General features: G+C 70.9%; 21 protein-coding genes and 1 pseudogene. 10 read left to right on the forward strand and 12 right to left on the reverse strand.

Going from position 1 to position 23,716, the window contains the following annotated elements; genetic code table 11:
- Positions 1 to 180 precede the first annotated feature (180 nt).
- Positions 181 to 426: a helix-turn-helix transcriptional regulator gene (locus tag AAFF41_RS23140; RefSeq protein WP_054232427.1), complete on the forward strand. Its 246-nt coding sequence runs from the start codon at positions 181 to 183 to the stop codon at positions 424 to 426.
- A gap of 72 nt (positions 427 to 498) precedes the next feature.
- Positions 499 to 1,737: a tyrosine-type recombinase/integrase gene (locus tag AAFF41_RS23145; protein ID WP_343324576.1), complete on the forward strand. Its 1,239-nt coding sequence runs from the start codon at positions 499 to 501 to the stop codon at positions 1,735 to 1,737.
- Between the two features lie 78 nt (positions 1,738 to 1,815).
- On the opposite strand, the pseudogene AAFF41_RS23150 reads toward AAFF41_RS23145, so the two are convergent.
- Positions 1,816 to 2,576 (reverse strand): annotated as a pseudogene (locus AAFF41_RS23150) (phosphoglyceromutase).
- A 152-nt stretch (positions 2,577 to 2,728) separates the two neighbouring features.
- On the opposite strand from AAFF41_RS23150, the gene AAFF41_RS23155 reads away from it, so the two are divergent.
- A complete protein-coding gene (locus AAFF41_RS23155) occupies positions 2,729 to 3,982 on the forward strand; it encodes an MDR family MFS transporter (protein WP_319748653.1) in 1,254 nt (417 codons plus the stop codon).
- A 96-nt stretch (positions 3,983 to 4,078) separates the two neighbouring features.
- On the opposite strand, the gene AAFF41_RS23160 is transcribed toward AAFF41_RS23155, so the two are convergent.
- The gene (locus AAFF41_RS23160; RefSeq protein WP_181650859.1) at positions 4,079 to 4,555 is read right to left on the reverse strand and encodes a DUF2000 family protein; all 477 of its coding nucleotides are present in this window, start codon (positions 4,553 to 4,555) and stop codon (positions 4,079 to 4,081) included.
- On the opposite strand from AAFF41_RS23160, the gene AAFF41_RS23165 reads away from it, so the two are divergent.
- Positions 4,554 to 5,354 (forward strand): helix-turn-helix transcriptional regulator, encoded by an 801-nt coding sequence (locus AAFF41_RS23165; protein ID WP_319748652.1) that lies wholly within the window; start codon positions 4,554 to 4,556, stop codon positions 5,352 to 5,354. The genes AAFF41_RS23160 and AAFF41_RS23165 overlap by 2 nt on opposite strands.
- A gap of 64 nt (positions 5,355 to 5,418) precedes the next feature.
- Here AAFF41_RS23165 and AAFF41_RS23170 read toward each other — a convergent pair whose 3' ends face one another.
- The 3 genes from AAFF41_RS23170 to mshA form a co-directional block, all read right to left on the reverse strand.
- Positions 5,419 to 7,101 carry a glycosyl hydrolase family 28-related protein gene (locus AAFF41_RS23170; protein WP_319748651.1) on the reverse strand — a complete coding sequence of 561 codons (1,683 nt, stop codon included), beginning with the start codon at positions 7,099 to 7,101 and terminating at the stop codon, positions 5,419 to 5,421.
- Between the two features lie 138 nt (positions 7,102 to 7,239).
- Complete coding sequence (locus AAFF41_RS23175; RefSeq protein ID WP_054232421.1) at positions 7,240 to 7,731, reverse strand: type III secretion system chaperone family protein; 492 nt, start codon at positions 7,729 to 7,731, stop codon at positions 7,240 to 7,242.
- 53 nt (positions 7,732 to 7,784) lie between these two features.
- On the reverse strand, positions 7,785 to 9,122 hold the full coding sequence (gene mshA / locus AAFF41_RS23180) for a D-inositol-3-phosphate glycosyltransferase (protein WP_319748650.1): 1,338 nt from the start codon (positions 9,120 to 9,122) through the stop codon (positions 7,785 to 7,787).
- 277 nt (positions 9,123 to 9,399) lie between these two features.
- On the opposite strand from mshA, the gene AAFF41_RS23185 reads away from it, so the two are divergent.
- The 3 genes from AAFF41_RS23185 to AAFF41_RS23195 all read left to right on the forward strand — a co-directional run bounded on the left by AAFF41_RS23185 (position 9,400) and on the right by AAFF41_RS23195 (position 13,395).
- The gene (locus AAFF41_RS23185) at positions 9,400 to 10,221 is read left to right on the forward strand and encodes a class I SAM-dependent methyltransferase (protein ID WP_319748649.1); all 822 of its coding nucleotides are present in this window, start codon (positions 9,400 to 9,402) and stop codon (positions 10,219 to 10,221) included.
- Between the two features lie 393 nt (positions 10,222 to 10,614).
- Positions 10,615 to 11,697 (forward strand): C40 family peptidase, encoded by a 1,083-nt coding sequence (locus AAFF41_RS23190; RefSeq protein WP_319748648.1) that lies wholly within the window; start codon positions 10,615 to 10,617, stop codon positions 11,695 to 11,697.
- A gap of 363 nt (positions 11,698 to 12,060) precedes the next feature.
- Positions 12,061 to 13,395 carry a PP2C family protein-serine/threonine phosphatase gene (locus AAFF41_RS23195; RefSeq protein WP_319748647.1) on the forward strand — a complete coding sequence of 445 codons (1,335 nt, stop codon included), beginning with the start codon at positions 12,061 to 12,063 and terminating at the stop codon, positions 13,393 to 13,395.
- A gap of 176 nt (positions 13,396 to 13,571) precedes the next feature.
- On the opposite strand, the gene AAFF41_RS23200 is transcribed toward AAFF41_RS23195, so the two are convergent.
- The 5 genes from AAFF41_RS23200 to AAFF41_RS23220 form a co-directional block, all read right to left on the reverse strand.
- Positions 13,572 to 13,910 carry a DUF2516 family protein gene (locus AAFF41_RS23200; RefSeq protein WP_054232467.1) on the reverse strand — a complete coding sequence of 113 codons (339 nt, stop codon included), beginning with the start codon at positions 13,908 to 13,910 and terminating at the stop codon, positions 13,572 to 13,574.
- Positions 13,911 to 14,048: 138 nt separating this feature from the next.
- The gene (locus AAFF41_RS23205; RefSeq protein WP_319748646.1) at positions 14,049 to 14,639 is read right to left on the reverse strand and encodes a hypothetical protein; all 591 of its coding nucleotides are present in this window, start codon (positions 14,637 to 14,639) and stop codon (positions 14,049 to 14,051) included.
- A 99-nt stretch (positions 14,640 to 14,738) separates the two neighbouring features.
- The gene (locus AAFF41_RS23210) at positions 14,739 to 15,254 is read right to left on the reverse strand and encodes a helix-turn-helix domain-containing protein (RefSeq protein WP_319748645.1); all 516 of its coding nucleotides are present in this window, start codon (positions 15,252 to 15,254) and stop codon (positions 14,739 to 14,741) included.
- Positions 15,255 to 15,338: 84 nt separating this feature from the next.
- Positions 15,339 to 16,778, reverse strand: a complete 1,440-nt coding sequence (rox, locus tag AAFF41_RS23215) for a rifampin monooxygenase (protein WP_343324577.1) — start codon at positions 16,776 to 16,778, stop codon at positions 15,339 to 15,341.
- Positions 16,779 to 17,028: 250 nt separating this feature from the next.
- Positions 17,029 to 17,805: an SDR family oxidoreductase gene (locus AAFF41_RS23220; protein ID WP_343324578.1), complete on the reverse strand. Its 777-nt coding sequence runs from the start codon at positions 17,803 to 17,805 to the stop codon at positions 17,029 to 17,031.
- 60 nt (positions 17,806 to 17,865) lie between these two features.
- Between AAFF41_RS23220 and AAFF41_RS23225 the strand changes: the two genes are divergently transcribed.
- From AAFF41_RS23225 to AAFF41_RS23235, 3 genes are all read left to right on the forward strand, one after another.
- Positions 17,866 to 18,762, forward strand: a complete 897-nt coding sequence (locus AAFF41_RS23225; protein ID WP_319748642.1) for a sigma-70 family RNA polymerase sigma factor — start codon at positions 17,866 to 17,868, stop codon at positions 18,760 to 18,762.
- A gap of 321 nt (positions 18,763 to 19,083) precedes the next feature.
- The gene (locus tag AAFF41_RS23230; RefSeq protein WP_343324579.1) at positions 19,084 to 19,932 is read left to right on the forward strand and encodes a nitroreductase/quinone reductase family protein; all 849 of its coding nucleotides are present in this window, start codon (positions 19,084 to 19,086) and stop codon (positions 19,930 to 19,932) included.
- A 134-nt stretch (positions 19,933 to 20,066) separates the two neighbouring features.
- The gene (locus AAFF41_RS23235; RefSeq protein ID WP_319748640.1) at positions 20,067 to 20,735 is read left to right on the forward strand and encodes an SDR family NAD(P)-dependent oxidoreductase; all 669 of its coding nucleotides are present in this window, start codon (positions 20,067 to 20,069) and stop codon (positions 20,733 to 20,735) included.
- Positions 20,736 to 20,812: 77 nt separating this feature from the next.
- Here the strand turns inward: AAFF41_RS23235 and AAFF41_RS23240 are convergent, their stop codons facing one another.
- Positions 20,813 to 22,930 carry a HelD family protein gene (locus AAFF41_RS23240; RefSeq protein WP_343324580.1) on the reverse strand — a complete coding sequence of 706 codons (2,118 nt, stop codon included), beginning with the start codon at positions 22,928 to 22,930 and terminating at the stop codon, positions 20,813 to 20,815.
- An 83-nt stretch (positions 22,931 to 23,013) separates the two neighbouring features.
- Positions 23,014 to 23,619, reverse strand: coding sequence for a TetR family transcriptional regulator (locus AAFF41_RS23245; protein WP_054232410.1), 606 nt, complete (start codon positions 23,617 to 23,619; stop codon positions 23,014 to 23,016).
- Positions 23,620 to 23,716: the final 97 nt, after the last annotated feature.

The following is a 23,716-nucleotide window of genomic DNA, read 5'->3' on the forward strand; positions in this document are numbered from 1 at the left end:
CATCCGATGACGCACGCCGTGACGCGGCGATGACGCACGCCCTAACTGCTGCGTCAAGCAAAACCGCAGGTCAGAGCCCCGAATGACGCTACCGACGCAATGACGCAGAAATCCGCACCTCGGACACACGCACACCGCGAGAAGCCCCCGAACGCAACACGACTCGACGCCGAGGCCTCTATGAGCCGACCCCGTTCCGCTCAACCCGACGCTCGCGCTGCCCTCCGCAGTGGCCTGCCCGACCGATACCTCACCCCCGACGACATCGCCGAGATCTTCGGCGTCCCCCGCGAAACCGTCTACCAGTGGCGCAGGAAGCGAACCGGCCCACCCGGCTTCCGCATCGGCAAACACGTCCGTTACGACCCGGGCGAAGTAGGTGCCTACGTCGCACAGCTCAAGAACGCCGACCGCGTGGCGGTCTGACACACCTCACACACAAGCAGGGCCGGCCACGCGGCCGGCCCTGCTCCATGCCGAGAGAGGGCTCCGCCGAATATGGCAGGCAGCATCCAAGACCGCTGGTTCAAGTCCGAGACCAACGCCGACGGCAAGACCATCCGCGTCAAGACCGAGCGCTATGGGACCGGCATGCGCTACCGGGCCCGCTACTTCGCGCCCGACGGAAAGCGCAAGGGCAAGTCCTTCCCCGACGGACAGAAGCGGCTCGCTGAGCAGTGGCTGAGCAAGGTCACGGCAGACGTGGCCCGTGGCGACTACATCGACCCGAACGCGTCCCGGACGTCGTTTCAGGAGTTCGCGGAAGGTTGGCTCGCGAGCCAGAGCGGGGACCCGAACACCCGCGCGTCGATGCAGTCTCAGCTCAGGTTGCACGCCTTCCCGCGGATCGGGTCGCGGCCCCTGGGCTCGTTCCAGCCCAGCCATATCCGCGAGTTCGTGACGCAGCTCGAAGCATCCGGCATGTCCGGCGCGTACGCCCGCGTGATCTTCTCCAACGTCCGGGCCGTGCTCTCTGCGGCTGTCGAGGACGGCTACCTTCGCCGGAACCCATGCAACTCACGCACGGTGACGCTCCCCGAGATGGGCATGCGCCGTGTCGTTCCCTGGCAGCCAGACCGCGTCTTCTCCATGCGAGCCGCTATGGTCGAACGCTTCCGGCCCATGGTGGACATGGGCGCCGGCTGCGGCCTACGGCAAGGCGAGATCCTCGGACTCTCCGTGGATGAGCTGGACTTCGACAGCGGCACCCTGCACGTGGTGCAACAGCTCAAGCTCAGCCTGAGCAAGGCTGTGTTCGCACCCCCGAAGGGCGGCAAGCTCCGTGACGTTCCTCTGCCCGATCCCGTGGCGGAAGCGCTCAAGGAGCACATCAAGCACTTCCCGCCCGTTGAGATCACGCTGCCGTGGATGCGAGCGAACGGCCAGCCCGTGACCAAGCGTCTGATCTTCAGCGGGCCCAACGGTGGCCACGTCTGGCGTACGTCGCTGAATGAGGACCACTGGAAGCCTGCCCTTGCGTCCGTCGGCGTCATCCCGAAGGCCAAGAGCCGAGAGCACTCCGCCGCTCGGGAGCATGGCATGCACGCGCTGAGGCACTTCTACGCGTCCGTTCTGTTGGACGCGGGAGAGAGCATCAAGGCCGTGAGCGAGTACCTGGGGCACTCCGACCCGGGGCTCACGCTGAAGGTGTACGCGCACCTCATGCCGAGTAGCCGGGACCGTGCCCGGAAGGCTCTCGGTCAGGCACTCCGACCGCCGCAAGAGCCGCCGCGCTGAGGTCCCACAGAGGGCCCAGGCCGTGAAAACGCCCCCGACCCGCGCCGTATGCGCAGGTCGGGGGCGTGATCACGGAACCTACTTCTTCTTGCCCTGGTTCTTGACCGCCTCGATCGCGGCCGCGGCCGCCTCCGGGTCGAGGTACGTGCCGCCGGGGTTGAGCGGCTTGAAGTCGGCGTCGAGCTCGTAGGCGAGCGGGATGCCGGTCGGGATGTTCAGGCCCGCGATGTCGGCGTCGGAGATGCCGTCGAGGTGCTTGACGAGGGCGCGCAGGGAGTTGCCGTGGGCGGCGACCAGGACCGTGCGGCCGGTGAGGAGGTCGGGAACGATGCCGTCGTACCAGTACGGCAGCATGCGGAAGACGACGTCCTTCAGGCACTCCGTGCGGGGCGCAGCTCCGGCGGGATCGACGCGTAGCGCGGGTCGTTCGCCTGCGAGAACTCGCTGTCGTCGGAGAGGGGCGGCGGCGGGGTGTCGTACGAGCGGCGCCACAGCATGAACTGCTCCTCGCCGAACTCGGCGAGGGTCTGGGCCTTGTCCTTGCCCTGGAGGGCGCCGTAGTGCCGCTCGTTCAGACGCCAGGAGCGGTGAACGGGGATCCAGTGGCGGTCGGCGGCCTCCAGCGCGAGCTGGGCGGTGCGGATCGCGCGCTTCTGGAGCGAGGTGTGCACGACGTCGGGCAGCAGGCCGGCGTCCTTCAGCAGCTCACCGCCGCGGACTGCCTCCTTCTCGCCCTTCTCGTTGAGATTGACGTCCACCCATCCGGTGAACAGGTTCTTCGCGTTCCATTCGCTCTCGCCGTGGCGGAGGAGGATCAGCTTGTACGGTGCGTCGGCCATGCGTCCGAGCGTAATGGAAGCCTTCGTCCCCTCGCGCCCCTGCCCGGAAGGCGGACAGTTGACGGCATCTGTTAATTGAGTGGCCCCCGGAGACCTCCCGCTCGTAAGTTGCCATCAGTACATGAGCCGCTTACATCCGTGGGGGACGACCGATGCCACTCGCCGTCATGCGACGCGCCGCCCGAGAGACCGTCTCGGGGCTCCCCCGCGAGTTCTGGTGGCTGTGGACCAGCACCCTGGTCAACCGACTCGGTGCTTTTGTCGCCACTTTCATGGCTCTGTACCTCACGCTCGACCGCGGCTACTCCGCTTCGTACGCGGGTCTCGTGGCGTCTCTGCACGGCCTCGGCGGTGTCGTCTCCTCGCTCGGCGCGGGCGTGATGACCGACCGGCTCGGGCGCCGGCCCACGCTCCTCGTCGCACAGACCTCCACGGCCGCCTCCGTCGCGCTGCTCGGCTTCATGCACGACCCGGTGAGCATCGCCGCGGTCGCCTTCCTGGTCGGAATGGCCAGCAACGCCTCCCGGCCCGCCGTCCAGGCGATGATGGCCGACATCGTGCGGCCCGAGGACCGCGTCCGGGCGTTCTCCCTCAACTACTGGGCGATCAACCTCGGCTTCGCCGTCTCCTCCATGGCCGCCGGTTTCATCGCCGAGTTCAGTTACCTCGCCGGCTTCCTCATCGAGGCCGGCATGACCCTGGCCTGCGCGCTCCTCGTCTTCGCGAAGCTGCCGGAGTCCCGGCCGGTGCAGAACGCCAAGGAGGCGAAGGACGACGTCGGCCTCGGGACCGTGCTGCGCGACCGGCGCTTCATGAGCGTCGTCGGCCTGTCCTTCCTCGTCGCCCTGGTCTTCCAGCAGGGCTCCGTGGGACTCCCCGTCGCCATGGGCAGAGCGGGCTTCACACCCGCCGACTACGGCATGGCGATCGCCGTCAACGGCGTCCTCATCGTCGCGCTGCAGATCCCGGTCACCCGTTTCATCCAGCACCGGGATCCGCGCCGACTGCTCGTGATCTCCTCGGTCCTCGCCGGGTACGGCTTCGGGCTCACCGCCTTCGCCGGGTCGGTGGGCGTCTTCGCGCTCACCGTGTGCGTGTGGACCCTGGCCGAGATCGTCAACGCGCCCACCCAGACGGGCCTGGTCGTCCAGCTTTCCCCGACCCACGGCCGGGGCCGCTACCAGGGCATGTACACCCTCTCCTGGTCACTCGCCGCGCTGATCGCTCCCCTGATGTCCGGGGTGGTCATCGACCGGTTCGGAGCCGAGTGGCTGTGGGGGCTGTGCGCACTGGTGGGCACGGTGGCCGGGCTCGGGTACGGCCTGCTGATGCGGCGGCTGCCCACGGAGGAACCGGCGGTGGAGGCCGGCCCTGCGGTGGCGAAGCCCGAGGTCAGCGCGGCCTGACGCCGACTCGCCGCTCCACCCGCACCGCACGCGGTCCCGGCGGCTGCGAGCCTCCCTCAACCGCAGGAGCTCCCCGAAAAAACGCCCCCGCCGGCCTCACGGATGCATCCGCGCCCCCTTGACCACCTTGTCCACCGCGTTCCGAGGCCCGTACACGGCCAGCCCCACCACATCCAGTCCAGCCGTCGCGACAGCCCGCACCGCCGCCCGGTTGTCCCGGTCGTTGCCGGTGCCGAAGAGATCCGACGTGAAGACGGCCCGGGGCAGCGCGCGGCTGAGCGCCCTGCCGTGTGCCGCCACAAGGACCTCCTTCGTCCCCTCGAAAACCAGCACAGGCTGCCGGAACATCGGCAGATACGCCACCCCGTCCGCGTCCTCGTACGGCTCTCCGATCACCTCGGGAACCTGTGTGCCCAGGCCGCTGACCAGGAAGGACGTGACATTCAGGCGTTGCCAGGGCTCAAGGTCGTCCCGCAGCAGGACGACGATCTTCGTATCGAAGCGGATCGGTTCGCTGTTCATGGATCGAGACTGCCGACCGCGGTACGACGCCGTCTTGTACGTTCTTTGCATGGTCGCTCAGCCGGAGGTCTCCGCCTGGCGCTCGCGCGTTCCGGGTGTCGTGGAGGTCTTCCACGCCCACTTCACCGAGTACGCCTATCCGATGCACGTGCACGACGCCTGGACGCTGCTCATCGTCGACGACGGGGCCGTACGGTACGACCTGGACCGGCACGAGCACGGCACCCCGCACGACACGGTGTCCCTGCTGCCGCCGCACGTCCCGCACAACGGCTCCCCGGCCACCGCGCACGGTTTCCGCAAGCGCGTCGTCTATCTCGACGGCACGCATCTGGGCGAGGACCTCATCGGGTCCGCGGTGGACGGGCCCGACCTGCGTGACCCCGTGCTGCGACGGCGCGTCGGCCAGTTGCACACCGCGCTCGGTCACCCCGGTGACGAACTGGAGGCCGAGAGCAGACTGACGCTCATCGCCGAGCGGCTGCGCACGCATCTGCGGCCCAGCACTCCCGCCGCCACCCCGCGCGACTCCCCCAGCCTCGCCCGCACGCTGCGCGAACTCCTCGACGGACACCTCACCCAGGGCATCGGCCTCGACGAGGCCGCGCGGCTCGTGCACGCCCATCCCGCCCATCTGGTAAGGGCGTTCAGCGGCGCCTACGGCATCGCACCCCACCAGTACCTGATGTCCCGCCGTGTCGACCGGGCCCGCCGTCTCCTCCTCGAGGGCCGGCCGCCGGGCGAGGTGGCGTCGGCGACCGGCTTCTACGACCAGTCCCATCTCACCCGGCACTTCAAGAAGTTGGTCGGGGTGACTCCGGGGCGCTACGCGCGCTCCAGGCCGGCGTGACCCCCGTGGGTACGCCCCGCACCCCTCACGGTCGCCTTCGTCGGGCACGACACGCTCGGCCGAGTCAGAGGTCCCGCTGGGCCTCGTACAGATTGCGCGGACGTACGACGTCCGTGGTCCCGTACAGCTCCAGGCGGGAGTGCAGGTCGCCGGTGAAGTCGGGGACGTCGATCTGGTCGAACTCGGTCACCTCGTTGAGGCCGACGGTGGCGGAGTAGGGCGCCAGACCGTCGATCTTCATCAACCCCGCGCGTCCGTTCGTGACACGTATGTTCCAGTGGGTGAAGCGTGCGCCGAAGAGCGGACCGGCGCTCGCGTCGCCGCCGTGCCGGCCGTTGTTGTCGACGGTGATGTCGGTGCGGACGTTGGCGAAGGGCAGGCCCCGGTGGGAATCGAAGGTGCCCATCCGGAGGTCGCCGCGCGACCAGACGTTGCAGGAGGAGAGGCCTTCCACGTTGATGCCGTGGAGCTGGGTGTTCGGCGGGGCCGGCACCGTGCGCTGTTCGATGGTGAAGTCCTCGACGAGGTTGTCGTGCGAGCCCTCGCGACAGAAGTACGGGTGGTGCGAGCCGCGTCCGGCCACACGGGTGCGGCGCAGAGTGCAGGCGGAGGCGGCGACGAATCCGAAGCCGTTGTCGACGTGGCGGACCGTCACGTCGTCGACCCAGCAGTCGTACGCGCACTGGAGGACGACCCCGTTGTAGCCCTTGTCGAGGAGGTGCGGGGACTGGGGCGTCTCGACGGCCTCCAGGGTGAGGCCTTCGACACCGGAGCCGGTCAGCGGCTCGACATGGGTGGTCAGACGCGGGTCCCACTCGGGGCGTACGTCGAGAGGCAGCGGCCGCTCCAGGGTGACCTTTCTGCCCCGCACACGCGCGATGCGTACGGGCCACTCGTAGGGGACGTAACTCGTGAGCTTGGTCTTGTCGTCCCAGTAGTACGCCTCGGGCCCCGGACCGCCGCCCGACATGTGCTCCAGGAGGGTGTGGTCGGCGTCGTCGGCGAGCCGCAGGAGGACGAGCCGGCCCGGCTTCAGCGGGCGGGGGTCGGCGACCGTCACCGACCACGAGCCGCGGGTGGCGGGGGCCACGGTCGTCAGGGTCTCCCACTCGTCGCGCTTGTTGCCGGTCCAGCCCTCGAAGGGCCAGGCCTTGTCCTTGATGGCGGCGACGAGGGAGTCCCAACGGGCCGTGGGCGCGAGCCAGATGAGGCCGCCCGCCCAGGACCAGGACGACTTGTCGCCGCCGTAGCGGGAGCCGTAGACGCCGATCAGCTCGGTGAGGTTCCTGGTCGCGTACAGCTTCGTACGGTCGCTGCCGGCGCCGCGCAACACGACGTTCGAGTGGCCGATGCGGATCAGGCCGTCGATGCGGAAGGTGCCGGGCGGGATGAGCACCGTGCCACCGCCGGCCCTCCCGGCAGCGGCGATGGCACGGTTGATCGCGGGCGCACAGTCCGTGGTGCCGTCCGCGACGGCGCCGTAGGCGCGGACGTCGGCCACGACGGGGCGGCGGGGGAAGCGCGCCGACCCGCCCCGGTGGCCGGCCCTGCCGACGTACGGGATCTGCGGGTGGGTGAAGGGGGCGCGGGTGAACTCCCGCCAGATGGTGGGGACTTGACCTGGGTCATGGGGGCGTGCGGCAGCGGTCGCGGCCGTCGCCGGTCCGCCGGTCACCATGGCGGCCGCCACGGCCACGGCACTGCCGAGCAGGCCCCGTCTGGTGATGCTCACGTAGTCCTCGCTCATACCCGCCCGCCTTCCGTCGCATTCCATCGGCATCCATGGATGTGAATGACGTTCAGATCCGCGTCGGCGGTGAGCATGCCACTGAGACCCCTGGCCCGGAAGGGGTCGCGCACTACTTAGTTGGACTGGACCTGGAATTCAGCCAGCGGGACGCTGGGTCAGGTGGGTGAACGCATCCAGATTGCGGGTCGATTCGCCGCGGGACACCCGCCAGGCGTACTCCTTGCGGATCGCGGAGGCGAAACCGAGCTCAAGGAGAGTGTTGAAAGCGCCGTCGGCGGCCTCCAGGACCGAGCCGAGCAGCCGGTCGACCTCGTCCGGCGTGACCGCGCCGAGCGGCAGTTTGCCGACCAGATACACGTCCCCCAGGGGGTCGACCGCGTAACTCACGCCATAGAGCTTGAGATTGCGTTCCAGGAGCCAGCGGTGGACGCCTTCGTGGTTCTCGTCGGGGTGGCGGATCACGAAGGCATTCAGCGACAGGGAGTGCTTGCCGACGATCAGCGAGACGGTCGTCGAGAGCTTGCGGGTGCCGGGCAGTTTCACGACGTACGAGCCCGCCTTGGGGCTCTCCCACTCCAGCTCGGCCTCGGTGAGGACCTGCTCGATGATCGACGCTGCGTCAGCCATGGAGGGAGCGTACGTCAGGCGTCCGGCGGACCGACCCTCGGGCGGTGCGTGCGTCAGCCCTGGTGGGCGCGCACCTTGCGGCGGTGGTCCTGTACGGCGGCCGTGTACACGTCCGCCGTGGCGGCGGCCGCGGTGTCCCAGCCGAAGCGCTGCGCGTGCCGGGCTGCGGCCTCGCCCATGCGCGCCGACAGCGCCTGGTCGTCGGCGAAATCGCGCAGTACGCGCGCGTAGGCGACGGGATCGTGCCCCGGGATCAGGAATCCGGTCTCCTGGTGGCACACGGCGACGGGCAGCCCGCCGACCTCGGCCGCCAGGACCGGCGTGCCGGCCGCCTGCGCCTCGATGGCGACCAGCCCGAAGGACTCGCTGTAGGAGGGCATGACCAGCACCGACGCGGCCCGGAACCAGTCCGCGAGCTGCTCCTGGTCGACGGGCGGCCTGAACAGCACGACATCGGCGATCCCCAGCCGGGCGGCGAGCTTCTGCAGCCCCTCGGGCTTGGCGAGACCGGTACCGCTGGGGCCGCCCACCACGGGGACGACGATGTTGCCGCGCAGCTCGGGGCGCTCGTCCAGGAGGACGGCGACCGCGCGCAGCAGCACGTCGGGGGCCTTCAGGGGCTGTATGCGGCCCGCGAAGAGCGGGATCAGCGCGTCCTGCGGGAGCCCGAGGCGGGCGCGGGCGGCGGCGCGGCCGTCGGCCGGGCGGAAGCGGTCGAGGTTGACGCCCGGGTGGACGACGGCCACCTTGCCGGGCTCGGCCTCGTAGTGGCGGGCGAGTTCGTCGGCCTCTTCGGAGGTGTTGGCGATGAGACGGTCGGCGGCGCGCACGATCTGGGTCTCGCCGATGACACGGGCGGCGGGCTCGGGGGTGTCGCCCTCGGCGAGCGCGGCGTTCTTGACCTTGGCCATGGTGTGCATCGCGTGCACCAGGGGCGCGCCCCAGCGCTCGGCGGCGAGCCAGCCGACGTGGCCGGAGAGCCAGTAGTGCGAGTGCACGAGGTCGTAGTAACCGGGTCGGTGCCCGGCCCAGGCCTGCATGACGCCGTGCGTGAAGGCACACAGCTGGGCGGGGAGGTCCTCCTTGGCGAGGCCCTCGTACGGACCCGCGTCGACGTGCCGGACGAGGACGCCGGGAGCCAGTTCGACGGTCGGCGGGAGGGCGGCCGTGGTGGCCCGGGTGAAGATCTCGACCTCGATGTTGATCGCGGCGAGGCGCTGGGCGAGTTCCACGATGTAGACGTTCATGCCGCCGGCGTCGCCGGTGCCGGGCTGGTGCAGCGGCGAGGTGTGGACGGAGAGCATCGCCACGCGACGGGGCCTGCGGTGCAGCCTGAGCCGTGAGGGCGTCGCCGGGGAGCGTCGCCCGAGCCTGCTGACGTACTGGCTCACGTGGCGTTCCTCCTTGCTGCGGGCATGCCGGTCGGAGGACGCACCGCACCCTCCAGAGAGCGCCAACGCCGGAGCGGTCCGCTCCATTTCCCTTCCGCGCCCCCTCCCGCGCCCCTTTGCCGAATCATTACCGAGAGTCGCTCAACCGTTCGATGGCGAGTTGCGTACGCGGCTCCTCTCCCTCCTTCTCCAGTCTTTTCCACAGGCTGACGGCGGGCTGCCGGAGGTTATCCACAGGCCCGCACGGGCTTCCCGTCGGCCGCCTACTCTCGTACGCATGACAACCCGCGCCGCGTCCCGCCCCGTGGGTACGGTGACGCGCGGGACCACCAACCCCAACCGACTGCGCCGCATGGACCGCTGGATCGCGGCCACCCACGGCGCCGAGCTGCGCAGAAGCACCGATCCGGTGGCGGTCGACCTCGGATACGGGGCGGCTCCCTGGACCGCGGTCGAGCTGCTGACCCGCCTGCGCACGGCCGCCCCCCGCGCCCGCGTGGTGGGCGTGGAGATCGAGCCCGCGAGGGTCGCGGCGGCCCGGCCGTACGAGCGCGAGGGACTCGTCTTCCGGCACGGCGGCTTCGAGGTCCCGGTGCAGGGCAGCCCCTCGCTCATCCGCGCGGCGAACGTGCTGCGCCAGTACGACGAGGAGCGGGTCGCCGAGGTCTGGCAGCGTCTGTGCGCACGCCTCGCACCGGCGGGCCCCAGTTCCCGGGGCGGGCTGCTCGTCGAGGGCACCTGCGACGAGATCGGCCGCCGGCACGTCTGGGTCGCCCTGGGCCCCGAGGGCCCGCGCACGGTCACCTTCGCCACCCGCCTGGGCTCGCTGGACCGCCCGTCCGACCTCGCCGAGCGCCTGCCCAAGGCACTGATCCACCGCAACATCCCGGGCGAGCCCGTGCACGCGTTCCTCCGCGACTTCGACCGAGCCTGGGCCGCAGCCGCGCCGTACGCCTCGTACGGCGCGCGGCAGCGCTGGATACGCACGGCCGGCGACCTGACGGCGGACTGGCCGGTGACGGACGGAATATCCCGCTGGCGCCAGGGCGAAGTCACGGTGCGCTGGGAGGCGTTGGCGCCCCGCGGAGCCTTCGCGTAAGCGCGGGGCGCCGGACAGGCGTGCGACGTCTGGATGACGCACGGGCGTCAAGCGCCGCACAGACACCGGACACCCGGGCGAGGCACGGGCGTCGAAGGCTGGGGCCCGACGAACCAGGACGCACGGGTGTGGGGTCGGAGTGTCGCGCGGGCGGTTGACGCCGAGGGTCGCGCGGGCGTGCCGCGTCGGTGGAGGGGTGGCCACCGCACGCCTGTGAGCTGCACGGAACGAACTGCGTGACTGACTCGTCACACAGGCGGGGAGATCGTTTCGCGGAGGCGAGCCGGAGGGAGGGGAGTTCTTGCCCACCTCTGTCGCATTGCGCGCCGACATGGCACGATCCCCCAGGCGTCTCGTAAGTTACTGACGGTAAATCAGTTTGGGGGCGGAGCAATGGGATCCGGCAAGCGGAGCCTGACCACGGCGGCCATGGTTCTGGCCTGTGCCTGCGCGGTGCTGTCGGCATCGGGCGTGGCGTACGCGAGCCCGACACCAGCGCCCACGCGCACACCGACACCGACCCCGACAACCTCGCCGGCGGGCAAGGACCTTGAGGCGATCCGCAAGAAGCTGGACGCTCTCTACCACGACGCGGCGGTCGCCACGGACGCGTACAACGCCGCCGAGGAGCAGGCCAAGCAGCAGTCGGCCGAGATCGTCGACCTGGCCCGCGTGATCGTCAAGGGCCAGGACAAGCTGGACGAGTTGAAGGACCGCGCGGGCGCCGCGGCCCGGGCGCAGTACCGGGGCGGCGGTCTGCCGCCCGAGATGCGGCTGTGGCTGAGCGACAACCCCCAGCAGTACCTGGACGGCGCGGGGCGGGTGCTCCAGGGCGAGCACGCGACCAAGGGACTGCTCGCCGAGATGACCCGCACGCAGCAGGACTTGCAGCAGTACGCGAAGGACGCCTCCGCGCAGTGGCAGAAGCTGGAGGCCAACCGCCAGGCCAAGGCCACGGCGCAGAAGGAGATCAAGAAACAGATCGCCGCCGCCGAGAAGCTGGAGTCCCAGCTCCAGAAGAAGGAGAAGGAGCGGCTGGCGAGGCTCGAGGAGGAGGCCGCGTACACGGCGCAGACGGCCTGGCTGAGTTCCGGCGTCCTCGCCGAGATCAGCGGCAAGGCGTCCGAGCAGGGCAAGAAGGCGGTGAAGTTCGCCACCGGCCAGATCGGCAAGCCGTACGAGTGGGGCGCCGAGGGCCCGGGCTCGTACGACTGCTCGGGGCTGACCTCACAGGCCTGGGCCGCCGCCGGCCACGGCATTCCGCGCACCTCGCAGGAGCAGTGGAAGCAGCTTCCCCATGTCGACGTCAAGGACATGCGCCCCGGCGACCTGATCATCTATTTCGACGACGCCAGCCATGTGGCGATGTACATCGGCGACGGCGCGATCGTGCACGCGCCGCGGCCGGGCCGGACGGTGACGATCGCGGGGGCCGGGTCCATGCCGATACTGGGCGTCGTACGACCGGACGCGTGACGGGGCGGGGCATAGAGCCGGGGCGGGGCGTAGGGAGCCGGGGTGGATCGGGCCGACCGATCGGCCTGAGCGGCCAAACCGCCACCAACCACGAAAAAGCGCCCTGCCCCTCGTGATGCACCGCACGTGACCCACCCCACGGTTGTACTTACCCCTCGACTTCGTGGACGTGACGTTCGTCATCCCGGGGACGACCCCATCCTGTCCAAGTGCGGTACAGGATGCGGCATATGACGGTGGCCGCCTGCCGGACGTCACGACGCACACCATTCCGTTGCGGCGTCCGCTACCGCTATGGTCCCCGTCGGTGGGTCGAGGACCTTCGCCCCACCACGCCCTCGGGGGAGGGAAGGAACCCACACGATGCCCGTACCCATACCGCGGCAGAGAGCGATCCCGGCCGTGGAGAGCGGTCAGGCTCAAGGCGCGTTCTCACCCGGCGGCCCATCCGGAGAAGCGACCGGCGGCCCGGCCGGGGCAGCACCGGCGCCCCACGCCGCCACGACCCCGGTCGACAGCACCACGAATCTGACCCTGCTGGTCATCGAGGACGACCCGGCGGGTTCGCTCAGCGTGCCCGAGATGCTCGACGCGGCCGGCAAGCCGATCCGCATCCGGACCGCCCGCAACCTCACCGAGGCCGAGCGGCTGCTCACCGACGACGTCCACTGCATCCTGCTCGACCTCGCGCTGCCCGCCCCCGGCCGGGCGGCCACCGAGAGCGACGACGAGCTGACCACGCTCAAGCACGTGCTGCGGCTCGCGCCCCGGCACGCCGTCCTCGCGCTCACCGCCTCCGGTGACGCCGAGCGCGGCGCGGAGGCGGTGCGCGTCGGCGCCCAGGACTATCTGTTCCGCGACGAGCTGGACGGACGGCTGCTGAGCCGCGCGATCCGGTACGCGGTGGAGCGGAAACGTTCCGACAAGGCCGAGCGCCGACTCACCGAGTCCAGGCTGCGCGCCCAGGAGAACGCCCGCCTGGAGCGCGGTCTGCTGCCGACCCCTCTCCTGGAGGGCTCCTCGCTCCGCTTCGCCGCGCGCTACCGCCCGGGGCGCTCCCGCGCCCTGCTCGGCGGCGACTTCTACGACACGGTCCGTACGCCCGACGGCACGGTGCACGCCATGATCGGCGATGTCTGCGGACACGGGCCCGACGAGGCCGCGCTCGGCGTGGAGCTGCGCATCGCCTGGCGGGCGCTGACGTTCGCGGGCCTGTGCGGCGACGAACTCCTGTCCACCCTCCAGCAGGTCCTGGAGCACGAGCGCGAGAACGACGAGATCTTCGCGACGCTGTGCACGGTGGACATCGCGCCGGACGGGCGCCGCGCCGGGCTCTGCCTGGCGGGTCACCCGTCCCCGCTGATCTCCCGCCCCGGCCGCCCCGCCGAGCTACTGCCGTACGAGAACGGCGGCCCGGCGCTCGGCCTGCTGCACGGTGCCCGCTGGCCGCGCCAGCAGGTGGAGCTGGGCGGCGAGTGGAGTCTGATGCTCTACACCGACGGCCTGATCGAGGGTCACATCGGCGAGGGCAAGGAGCGGCTGGGCCAGGACGGCATGGTGGACCTGGTACGCCGCCGGCTCGCCGAGGGCCTGGCGGGCGAGGAGTTGCTGCGGGCGACGGTGAACGAGGTCAGGGACCTCAACGGCGGAGAGCTGACGGACGACGTGGCGGTGCTCCTGCTGGACCGGACGCCGTGATCGCCGTGATCGCCGTGATCGCCGTGCGACCGTCACGCCGTGCCCGCCGTACGACCGCGTAACGGTCACGCCGTACGAGCGCGTGACGGTCGGGCCCGCCCGACGGCCCGGCCCGCGCAACCCTCAGGCCCGCAGGACTGACCGCCGGTGGTCGGCTTGAACGTGACCGCCGGTGGTCAGCGGCCTCCGTTGTAGGGGCCGTACGGACCGTCGCTGCTGCTTCCGCCGCGGCGGCCCCGGCCACCGCCGGAGACCTGACGGAGCGCGGGGCGTACGTCCACGAAGAAGACGATCGTGGCGACCAGCCCCGCGATCTGCAGGAAGATGATCGGGACCAGCAGGTTCACGGCCACCGTGATGCCCAGGATGATCAGCCAGAACATCTTGTTCTGCTTGTCGGCCGCGCGGTACGCGTCTTCGCGGGCCACCGCTGCCATCACCAGTGCCACCACGGCGAGCACCAGCATGGCAAGGAAGATCAGCGACAAGAAGCCGCCGAATGCCGTCAACAGCACTATGCCCACCGCCCGAGTCGATTCATCTCTACGGCCACCGTACCCGCAGAACGGGCCGGGAACTCTGAGAGTGCCCGGCCCGTCGTCCTGACCCTTCGTCCGGACCTTTCGTCCCGAGACGAGGAGTCCCGTCGTCCGCTACTTCACGGGCGGCATCGGCTTCTTGGCGGTGACCTTGCGGGCCGGGGCCTTCTTCGCCACCGGCTTCTTGGCCGGAGCGGGCACGGCGGCGGTCGCGGCCGGCTTGTCCTCGGACCTGACCTCGACCGGCTCGGCCTTCGGCTCGACGGCGATGGCCAGTTCCTCGATCTCCTCGGCGGCCTCGCCACGCCAGGTCCTCACGGTCTGCTCGCCGTGCTCGGCGACCTTCTCGTACGTCTCCTTGGCCTTCACGGCGTACTCGGCGGCGACGCCGACACCGCGCAGGGCGAGGTCCTGAGCGGACTCACCGAGCTTCTTCAGGTCGGTGTCGAGGGTGCTGATGAACTCCGTCACCTTGGCCTGGATGGTCTCCTGCGCTTCCTTCGCGCGGGTGGCGGCCTTCTCCTGGACGGTGTTCGCGTCGATGTTCTTCACGGTCTCGATCCGCGCCGGGGCCTCGGCGCGGATCTGCTCCACGAGGCCGGGGACCTTCTTCGCCTGCTGGACGGCCAGGTCGGCGGTGCCGGCCAGGAAGTACAGCGGGGTGGGGTCCGTGGCGGCCTTGCGGATGTCGTCGGTGATGGCCATGGTGATGGTCCTCCGGTCGCTTTCAGCTGAGGGTTTTGGTGTTCCGCAACAAGACCGGCAGGCCCGCGTGGGGGCCTGCGGTGCTGCACGTCGTTGTCGTCAACTGGCGGTCTGCTGCGGATCGGCATCGCTGCCGTCGGCCGTGCGGGGGCCCCGGACGGCGGTGTCCGGCGCTTGCTGGGTGCCCGATATGTGCTCTGCCATGCCCTGTGCCTCGTCCTGCGCCATGTCCTGAGTCACGTTCTGGGCCAGGTCCGGCGTGATCTCGAATCCGTTCTCCTTGCGGAAGGACTCGTAGATCTGGAGCAGCACCTGCTTCTGCCGCTCGTTCAGCGTGGGATCGGCGAGGATGACGGCACGTGTCTCCACCTCGTCCCGGTCCCGCTCGGCGTCGAGGATGCCGGCTCGCACGTACAGCGTCTCGGCGGAGATCCGCAGCGCCTTCGCGACCTGCTGCAACACCTCCGCACTCGGCTTGCGCAGCCCGCGCTCGATCTGGCTCAGATACGGGTTGGACACCCCGGCGGCGTCGGCGAGCTGCCGCAGCGACAGCTGCGCGTTGCGCCGCTGCTCGCGCAGATACTCACCGAGATTGCCGACGTTGAGTGATGCCATGCCTCCACCTTGCCGCACCTCCGCTAACAATTGCAAGCACCCGCTTGCAAAAGTGCGCCGCGCCACGAAGGGGTGCCCGCGCGCTCAACCGACCGCGGCGCCGAACCACTCGGGCAGCCGGCCGACCAGATCCCGCTGGTCCTCACCGACCCACGCCACATGGCCGTCCGGCCGCAGCAGCACCGCGGGCACGTCCAGTTCCTCGCTGACGTCGACGACGTGGTCGACCCGGTCCGCCCAGCCCGCCACCGAGAGCCGGCCTGTCTGGTCGAGGAGCAGCCCGCGACCGGCGTGCATCAGCTCATAGAGGCGCCCCCGCTTCAGCCCCACGTCCCGCATCCGCCCGCCGAGCAGTTCATGGCCCTGGCCGAAGTCGTAGCGGACCCCGACCGCGGTGATCATCCCGGTCACGTACCGGTTCACCTCCTCGAAGTCCATCAGCTTCGACAACAGCTCCCGCAGCGCGGTCGCACCCGGATCGGTCCCCAGCAGCGTGATCTGCGCGCGGGTGTTGTCCAGCACGCGGGCGCCCACCGGGTGCCGTTCGGCGTGGTAGCTGTCGAGGAGCCCCTCCGGTGCCCAGCCGTTGGCCTCGGCGGCCAGTTTCCAGCCGAGGTTGAACGCGTCCTGCACGCCGAGGTTGAGTCCCTGCCCGCCGGTCGGCGGGTGGATGTGCGCCGCGTCGCCGGCCAGCAGCACCCGGCCGACCCGGTAGCGCTCGGCCTGCCGGGTGGCGTCGCCGAACCGGGACAGCCGGCGCGGCGAGTGCACGCCGAAGTCGGTGCCCGCGACGGCCCGCAGCCGCTGCTTGAACTCCTCGATGGTCGGCGCGGTCATACGGTCCTCGGACACGCCCTCGGCGGGCACGATGACGCGGTACGTGCCGTCCCCGTTGGGGATGGTGCCGAACCGCAGTTGGGTCTTGCGGACTTCCTCGACGACGGCGGAGACCGTCGCCTGATCCTCGGTCATCTCCATGTCGCCCAGCAGCGTCTCGACCTTGGCGGGCTCACCGGGGAAACCGACACCGAGCTCCTTGCGCACCACGCTGCGGCCACCGTCGCATCCGACGAGATAGCGCGAGCGCAGGTGCGTGCCGTCCGCCAGCTCGACGGTCACCCCGGACCCGGCCCCGTCGTCGGACTGACTCAACCCGACCACTTCGCAGCCACGCCGGATCTCGGCGCCGAGTTCGAGGGCACGCTCGTTGAGCAGCCGCTCGGTGGTCGGCTGCAGGGTGGACAGACCGTACGGGTGAGCCGTGTCCAACCGGTCCGGCCACGGCTTGAGGATGCCGCCGAAGAAACCGCCGACCTGGAACTTCTCACTGACCGCGAGGAATCGGTCCAGCAGACCGCGCTGATCCATGATCTCGACGCTGCGCGTGTGCAGGCCGCGCCCGCGGGACTCCTCGGTCGGTTCGGTCAACTTGTCCAGTACGACCACGTGCACACCGTGCAGCCGCAACTCTCCGGCCAGCATCAAGCCGGTCGGTCCACCGCCGACCACGATCACGTCAATCATCAAACCTCAAACGCCCATTCAACGAGATTGGATTTCGGCCGCACACACTTCGCGAATCCGCCATTTCCGCAGGTACTGGCCTTGGCCGGTCATTCTGCGGCACGCCCCGGGCCTTGCCGCAAGCCCCCCTGTGCGCTATACGTTGAGAGTGGAAAGGAGTGGGTAACCCCTTTTGGGTGGCCCCTTTTCCGCAGCCGGCGAAGGCGGCCAGGCTTTCAGCAGATCTCCCTCGCTCCTCGCTCTCCCTCGCTCAACCCACCCGCTCCGCGAGGAACTTCTCCCATGTGCGCTTGCCGGTGTCGGCGTCGGTGAGGGAGAGGTTGTCGCCGGCCCGGTAGGCGCGGCCGGCCTTTCCGGGCATCCGCAGGGGAAGCAGCGGGCGGCGCCTGCCGTCGGCCTCGAGGTAGCCGCGAACGAGGTCACCGAGGCCGTACACCGTCGGGCCGACCAGGTCGGGGACGAGACCGGCCGGGTCCCCGAGCGTCAACTCGACCAGCCGGGCCGCCACCTCGCGCGAGTCCACCGGCTGGAACCTCAGTCCGCCGGGGACCGGGACGACCGGCAGCTTCGCCATCTTCTCCGCCATCGTCAGGACGAGGTCGTGGAACTGGGCCGCACGCAGCATCGTCCACGGAATGCCGGACTCCGTGACCTCCCGCTCGGCCGCCAGCTGGGTCCTGAACCAGCCGATCGGCATCGTGTCCGCGCCGATGACCGAGATGTGCACGAGGTGGCGTACACCGGCGTTCGTCGCGGCCCGCACCAGATTCCGCGTCGCGCTGTCGTCTCCCTTGTTGCCTCCCGCCAGGTGCAGGACGGTGTCCACCCCCGCCAGCGCGGGCTCGATCCCCTCGCCCGTGAGCAGGTCGACCGCGACGTACTCGACGCCGGGGTCCGCCACGGACTCACGGCTGTGGCGGCTGAGGATCCGCACCTCGCGACCGGCCGCCCGCAGCAGCGGGACGACATGGCTCCCGAGGGTTCCCGTGCCGCCGGTGACCAGGATGGGTGTCGTCAAAATCGTCATGGCCTCTCCAATCTCGATGGTCTACTGCTCTGACACCCGGCGAGGAAGGAACGTGACACGGTGGGGGAGAACGTGGTGGCGGCGGAACGTTTCGAGGAACACCGGTCCCATCTGCGCGCGGTGGCCTACCGCATGCTCGGCTCGCTGAGCGAGGCCGACGACGCCCTCCAGGAGGCCTGGCTGCGCGTCGGCCGCGCCGACACGAGCGGCGTCGAGAACCTCGCCGGATGGCTGACCACGGTCGTCGCCCGGGTCTGTCTGAACCTGCTCCGCACGCGCGAACGACAGCGCGAGGAGCCCCTCGACGTCCACGTCGACGCACGGGTCGCCGATGCCGTCGTCGGTCCGGCGGGCGGCCGGGACCCCGAAGAGGAGGCGGTGCTCGCCGACTCCGTGGGCGTGGCCCTGCTCGTCGTACTCGACACGCTGGGGCCCGCCGAACGGCTCGCCTTCGTGCTGCACGACATGTTCGCCGTGCCCTTCGACGAGATCGGCCCGATGCTCGAACGGTCCCCGGCCGCCGTACGCCAGCTCGCCAGCCGGGCCCGGCGGCGGGTCAAGGGCGCCTCGCCGCTGCCCGAGGCCGATCTGGCACGGCGGTACCGGGTCGTGGACGCGTTCCTCGCCGCCACCCGGGGCGGGAACTTCGACGCGCTGGTCGCCCTGCTCCACCCCGACGTGGTCCTGCACGCCGACAAGGCCGTCATCCCCACCCCCGAACCCGTCGTGGTCCGCGGGGCGCACACCGTGGCCAAGGGCGCGATGGCCGCGACCGGCCGCGCCGCGTTCACCGGGGTCGCGCTCGTCGACGGGACGGTCGGCCTGGCGATGGCTCCGCGCGGCCGGCTTTCCGTGGTACTCGTCTTCGCGTTCGCGGACGGTCTGATCACCGCAATCGACGTGATCGCGGAGCCGGAACGACTGGGCCGACTCGAAATCGCCGTTCTCGACAACTGACAGCGAGGAAAGCCACCGAGGCAATCCCGTATTCCACTCGATACGGGATTGCCTCGACGCGCGTACGGCATTACCGTTGCGCCCATGACTGCCGGGTCGGCCTTGTGCCGTGAGCGAGTTGGTTGCCCGGCCTCCGAGTGAGGCCGCGGCGGGGTGGAGCCCCGCCCACCCCGACCGCCCTCTTCTTCGCACCACCTCTTCACCTCACCGCGCGTCCGCTTCCTCCGGAATTCCGCGCGCTCTCCCGCACCCCCTTACCGCGCCGTGCCCCAAAACGCCCCGCGGCAATTCACCCTGCCCGAAAACAAAAGAAAGCGACGCATGCCCAACCCCTTCAATCAGCAAGTCATCGAAGAGTTCCGCGCCCACCACGGGAAAGTCGGCGGATATTTCGAGGGAGCCCGGCTCCTTCTGCTCACCACCACCGGCGCCCGCACCGGAACCCCGCACACCACCCCCGTCGGCTACTACCCCGACGGCGGCGACCGCGTCATCGTCATCGCCTCCGCCGGGGGCGCGCACCGGCACCCGGACTGGTACCGCAACCTCGTCGCCCACCCGCGCGTGCGGGTCGAGAGCGGCGTCTTCGCCTACGACGCCGAGGCCGTCGTCCTCGAGGGCGCCGAGCGCGACCGGCTCTTCGCCCGCGCGGTGGAGGCCGACCAGGGATGGGCGGAGTACCAGGCGAAGACGGACCGGGTGATCCCCGTCGTCGCGCTCCGCGAGATCCCCGGGAACGGTCCGCCGCACGTCGACGCGGGCTCGCCGGGCGAGGCACTGAGGGTCGTCCACGACGCCTTCCGGCGCGAACTGGCGCTCATCCGCCAAGAGTTCGCCGTCTCGGGCAGTTCCCTCGGCGCCCAGCTCCGGGTCAACTGCCTCTCCCTCTGCCAGGGCCTGCACCGGCACCACGCCGGCGAGGACCTCGGTCTCTTCCGTGTCCTCGCCAACCGCCACCCCGGCCTCACCCCGGTCCTGGACCGGCTGCGCGTCGAACACGAGCGGATCACGGTGCTGATCGAGGAGTTGCGCCGGGTGGTCGGCGAGCGGCCCGCGGTCCCGACCCGCGTACTCCCCGAGGTGGTGCGCCTGACGGAGGAGCTGGAAGCCCATCTCGCCTACGAGGAGGAACAGTTGACCCCGGCCCTGGAGGCAGTGACCATCCCCTGAACCGCTCCTGAGCCCGGCCGGCCCTGGCCCCTGGCTCGCTCCCGAGCCCGGCGGGCTTCCGCCGAGTGGCGCGGGCGGTGACCGGACCCCGCACGCCTACCGTGGTCCGGTCACCGTCCCGAGGAGCACCCCACATGATCGCGCTCGTCACCGGCGCCAACCGCGGCATCGGCCGCGAGGTCGCCCGGCAGCTGGCCGACGCGGGCCACACCGTGTTTCTGACGGCCAGATCCGCCGAGGCCGCCGCGGAAGCGGCCCGCGCCGCCGGGCCCGGCGCGCACCCGCTGCGCCTGGACGTCACGTCCGAGGCGGACATCACCGCGGTCGCCCGGGACCTCACCGCCCTGGACGTGCTGGTCAACAACGCGGCGATCACGTACGACACCTGGCAGCGCGCGACCGACGCCGACCTGGACGTCGTACGGGAGGCGGCCGAGACGAATCTCTACGGGCCCTGGCGGCTGACGCAGGCGTTGCTGCCGCTCCTGCGGGCGAGCCCGCACCCGCGGGTCGTCAACGTCTCCAGCGAGCTCGCGTCCCTCGCGTCCATGGGCGGCGGCACCCCCGCGTACGCGTCGACCAAGGCGGCCCTCAACGCCCTCACCCGCATGCTCGCCGCCGAACTGGGCCCCGACCGGGTCCTCGTCAACGCCGTCTGTCCCGGCTGGGTCGCCACCGACATGGGCGGTCCCGGTGGGCGCCCGGTCGCGGAGGGCGCCGCGAGCGTCGTATGGGCGGCGACCCTCCCGGACGACGGCCCGACCGGCGGCTTCTTCCGCGACGGGCAGCCCCTGCCGTGGTAGCCACCGGGTCACCCGGCCGGTCCTGGCCCGCTGGCCACCAGGTCACACGGCGGGTCCTGGCCCCGGTAGCCGCCGGGTCACCAGGGCAGGGGCCGCGCGTGCACGACCTCCAGCCGCGACACGGCCCGGGTGAGCACCACGTACAGCCGGTGCAGGCCGCGCGCCTCCGCCTCGGCGACGGCCGCCGGTTCGACGGCCACCACATGGTCGTACTCGAGTCCCTTGGCGAGGGTGGCGGGCACCACCGCGACACGTGCGCCCAGTTCCTCGGGCCCCGCGGCCTCGACCCCGGCGGCGCGCAGCGCCTCGCGCACTCCCCCGACGTCCGGGTCGGCCGCGATGACGCCGATGGACCCCTCCTGCGCGAGCGCGCCGCGCACCGCGTCGACGGTGGCGGGCAGTACGTCCCGTGCGTCGGGGACCGCGCGGACCGTCAGCTCCCCGTCCCGGCGCAGCGACCGAGCCGGCGGTACGCGCACGTCGAGTCGTGCCAGCAGCCGGTTGGCGAGCCCGACGACGGCTTCCGGCACCCGGAACCCGATCGTCAGCGGCACCACGGCCGCATCCGGCTTCCCGAGATGCCCGAGCAGTTCGCCCCACTCCCGGGCCGCCCAGGGCGTCGTGCCCTGGGCGAGATCCCCGAGCACCGTGAGCGAGCCGAAGGGGGCCCGGCGCGCGATCGCCCGGCACTCCATCGGTGACAGGTCCTGCGCCTCGTCGACGACCACGTGGCCGTAGCCTTTCGGGTGTTCGACCAGCCCGGCGACCTCGTCGAGCAGGACGAGGTCGGCGGCCGACCACCGGGCCGACTTGTACGAGCGGGGCGGCTTCGCCCACAGGATCGCCTTCCGCTCGTCGGCGTCCAGCAGCCCGTCCGCCGCGTCGGCCAGCGCCTCGGCGTCGGTGAGGAGCCGGGCGAGGACCTCCTCGGGCCGCATCCGGGGCCAGACCGCGTCGACGTACGCGCCGACCGGCCGGGCTCCCGAGACCTTCCGCGCCCAGGCGTTCGTCTGGGGCCCGGCGCGCCATTCGGCCTGTTCCCGCAGCCGCCGCACGGCCCGCGTCCGTACCCGCTCGCGCCCGATGCCGTACGGGGGTTCTTCCGCCCGTACGCCGTCCACGATGCGGTTCAGTTCCTCGGCCGACAGCCGCCACCGGTACGAACCGTCCGGCACGACGAGCGGGTCGGCGTACGTGCCGATGTTCCCGTACAGGGCCCGGCGCAGGACCTCCGCCATCCGTGCGTCGTGTTTGACGGCGGCGGCGCGCTCGTCGTCGCGCGCCGTGACGGGGTGGCGGGCGATCTCGTCCCCGAGCGTCGACTGCCGTACGCCGCCCTCGCCGAGGGCGGGCAGCACCTCGGCGATGTACGCGAGGAAGGTGGGGTTGGGGCCGAGGATCAGCAGTCCACCGCGGCGGATGCGCTGGGGGTGGGTGTAGAGGAGGTACGCGGCCCGGTGCAGGCCGACGGCCGTCTTGCCGGTGCCGGGGGCGCCCTGTACGCACACGGACGTGGCGAGGTCCCCGCGGACGAGGTGGTCCTGCTCGGGTTGGATGGTCGCGGCGATGTCCCTCATGGGGCCGACACGGGGGCGTTCGATCTCGCCCGTGAGAATGCGGCTCTCCGGAAGCCAGGGGCCTTCATGCCCCTGATCCCGGCGACCGTCCTCGTCCCGGTGGGCGTACTCATCCCCGTGGCCGTCCCGATCGGGTCGGCTCCCTCCGATGTGTTCGTCCTCCAGGCCGGTGAGGTCGGCCGAGTCCCCCTTGCTCCCCGGCGCCCAGCCGAAGCGCCGGCGCACGGCCACGCCCTGGGGGTCGCGGGCGCTCGCCTGGTAGAAGGCGCGTGAGACGGGGGCCCGCCAGTCGACGACGAGGGGTGGGGCGGCGGGGTGTTCGGTGATGCGCAGGCGGCCGATGTGGTAGCTCTGCCCGGCGTGTTCACCACCGCCGGGGGCGAAGTCCAGCCTGCCGAAGAACAGCGGGCCTTCGGGAAGTTCACGCAGATCCCTGGCCTGGCCGCGCAGTCGCCGGCCGAGCGCTTCGGCGTCGGCACCGGAGGCGGAGACGTCCTCACCGGTGACGACCTGCTCCTCGGCGCCGTCGACCATCGCGGCGAGGCCGGCCCGGCAGGCGTCGTGGTGGGCGCGTTCACGGGTGAGGGAGCGGGCGAGGGCGGGGTCGGTTGACGTCACTCGGCCAAGGATACCGAATAGCGTTACTGAGTAACATTTTTTACTCGGTATCTTTCTTTGTCCGGTCACTCATCCCCATGGAGCTACGCATAGCGCGGAAGACCCGCCTCCAGCTGCGCGAACGCCTCCTCGGCCGCGGCGACCGCGTCGGGCCCCACCTGCTCGACGGCCTCACCGTCGGCGATCCGTCGCCAGTTCTCCAGGGCGAGGACGCGCTGTACGGCGATGATCTGCCCGGCGGCGAGCCGTGCGCCGAGGTCGCCGCCGAGCGCCCCGGCGAGCGCGGCCTCGGACCGCTCCAGGTATCTGAACATCCCGGCGGCCAGGGAGGGCGTCCCGTAGAGGAGACGGTGATAGGCCAGGACCTGCGGGGCGTCGTTGAGGCCGGTGACGGGGTCGCGGCGCTCCAGCCCGTCGAGGAAGTGCCGGCGCAGCGCCGTCAACGGGGACGGTCCGCGTGCGGCGACGCGCGCGGGTTCGTCCTCGTGATCGGCGAACCGGTGCAGGACCAGGTCCTCCTTGGTCGGGAAGTACCGGAAGAGCGTCGGCTTGGAGATCTCGGCGGCGGCGGCCACCTCCGCGACGGACACGGCGTCGAACCCCTTCTCCAGAAAGAGTCCGATCGCGATGTCGGAGACGGCCTGGTACATCCGCTGCTTCTTGCGCTCGCGCAGTCCGATCTCACCCATGCCCCGAGCCTACGCACGCCCCGGCACCTCCCTGGCCTCCCCGACCTTCCCCGGCCCTGCGGGGTCCTCCTTGGTTCCTCCTTCGTCCTCCTTGGCC

The organism is Streptomyces mirabilis (assembly GCF_039503195.1).
Lineage (GTDB): Bacteria > Actinomycetota > Actinomycetes > Streptomycetales > Streptomycetaceae > Streptomyces > Streptomyces mirabilis_D.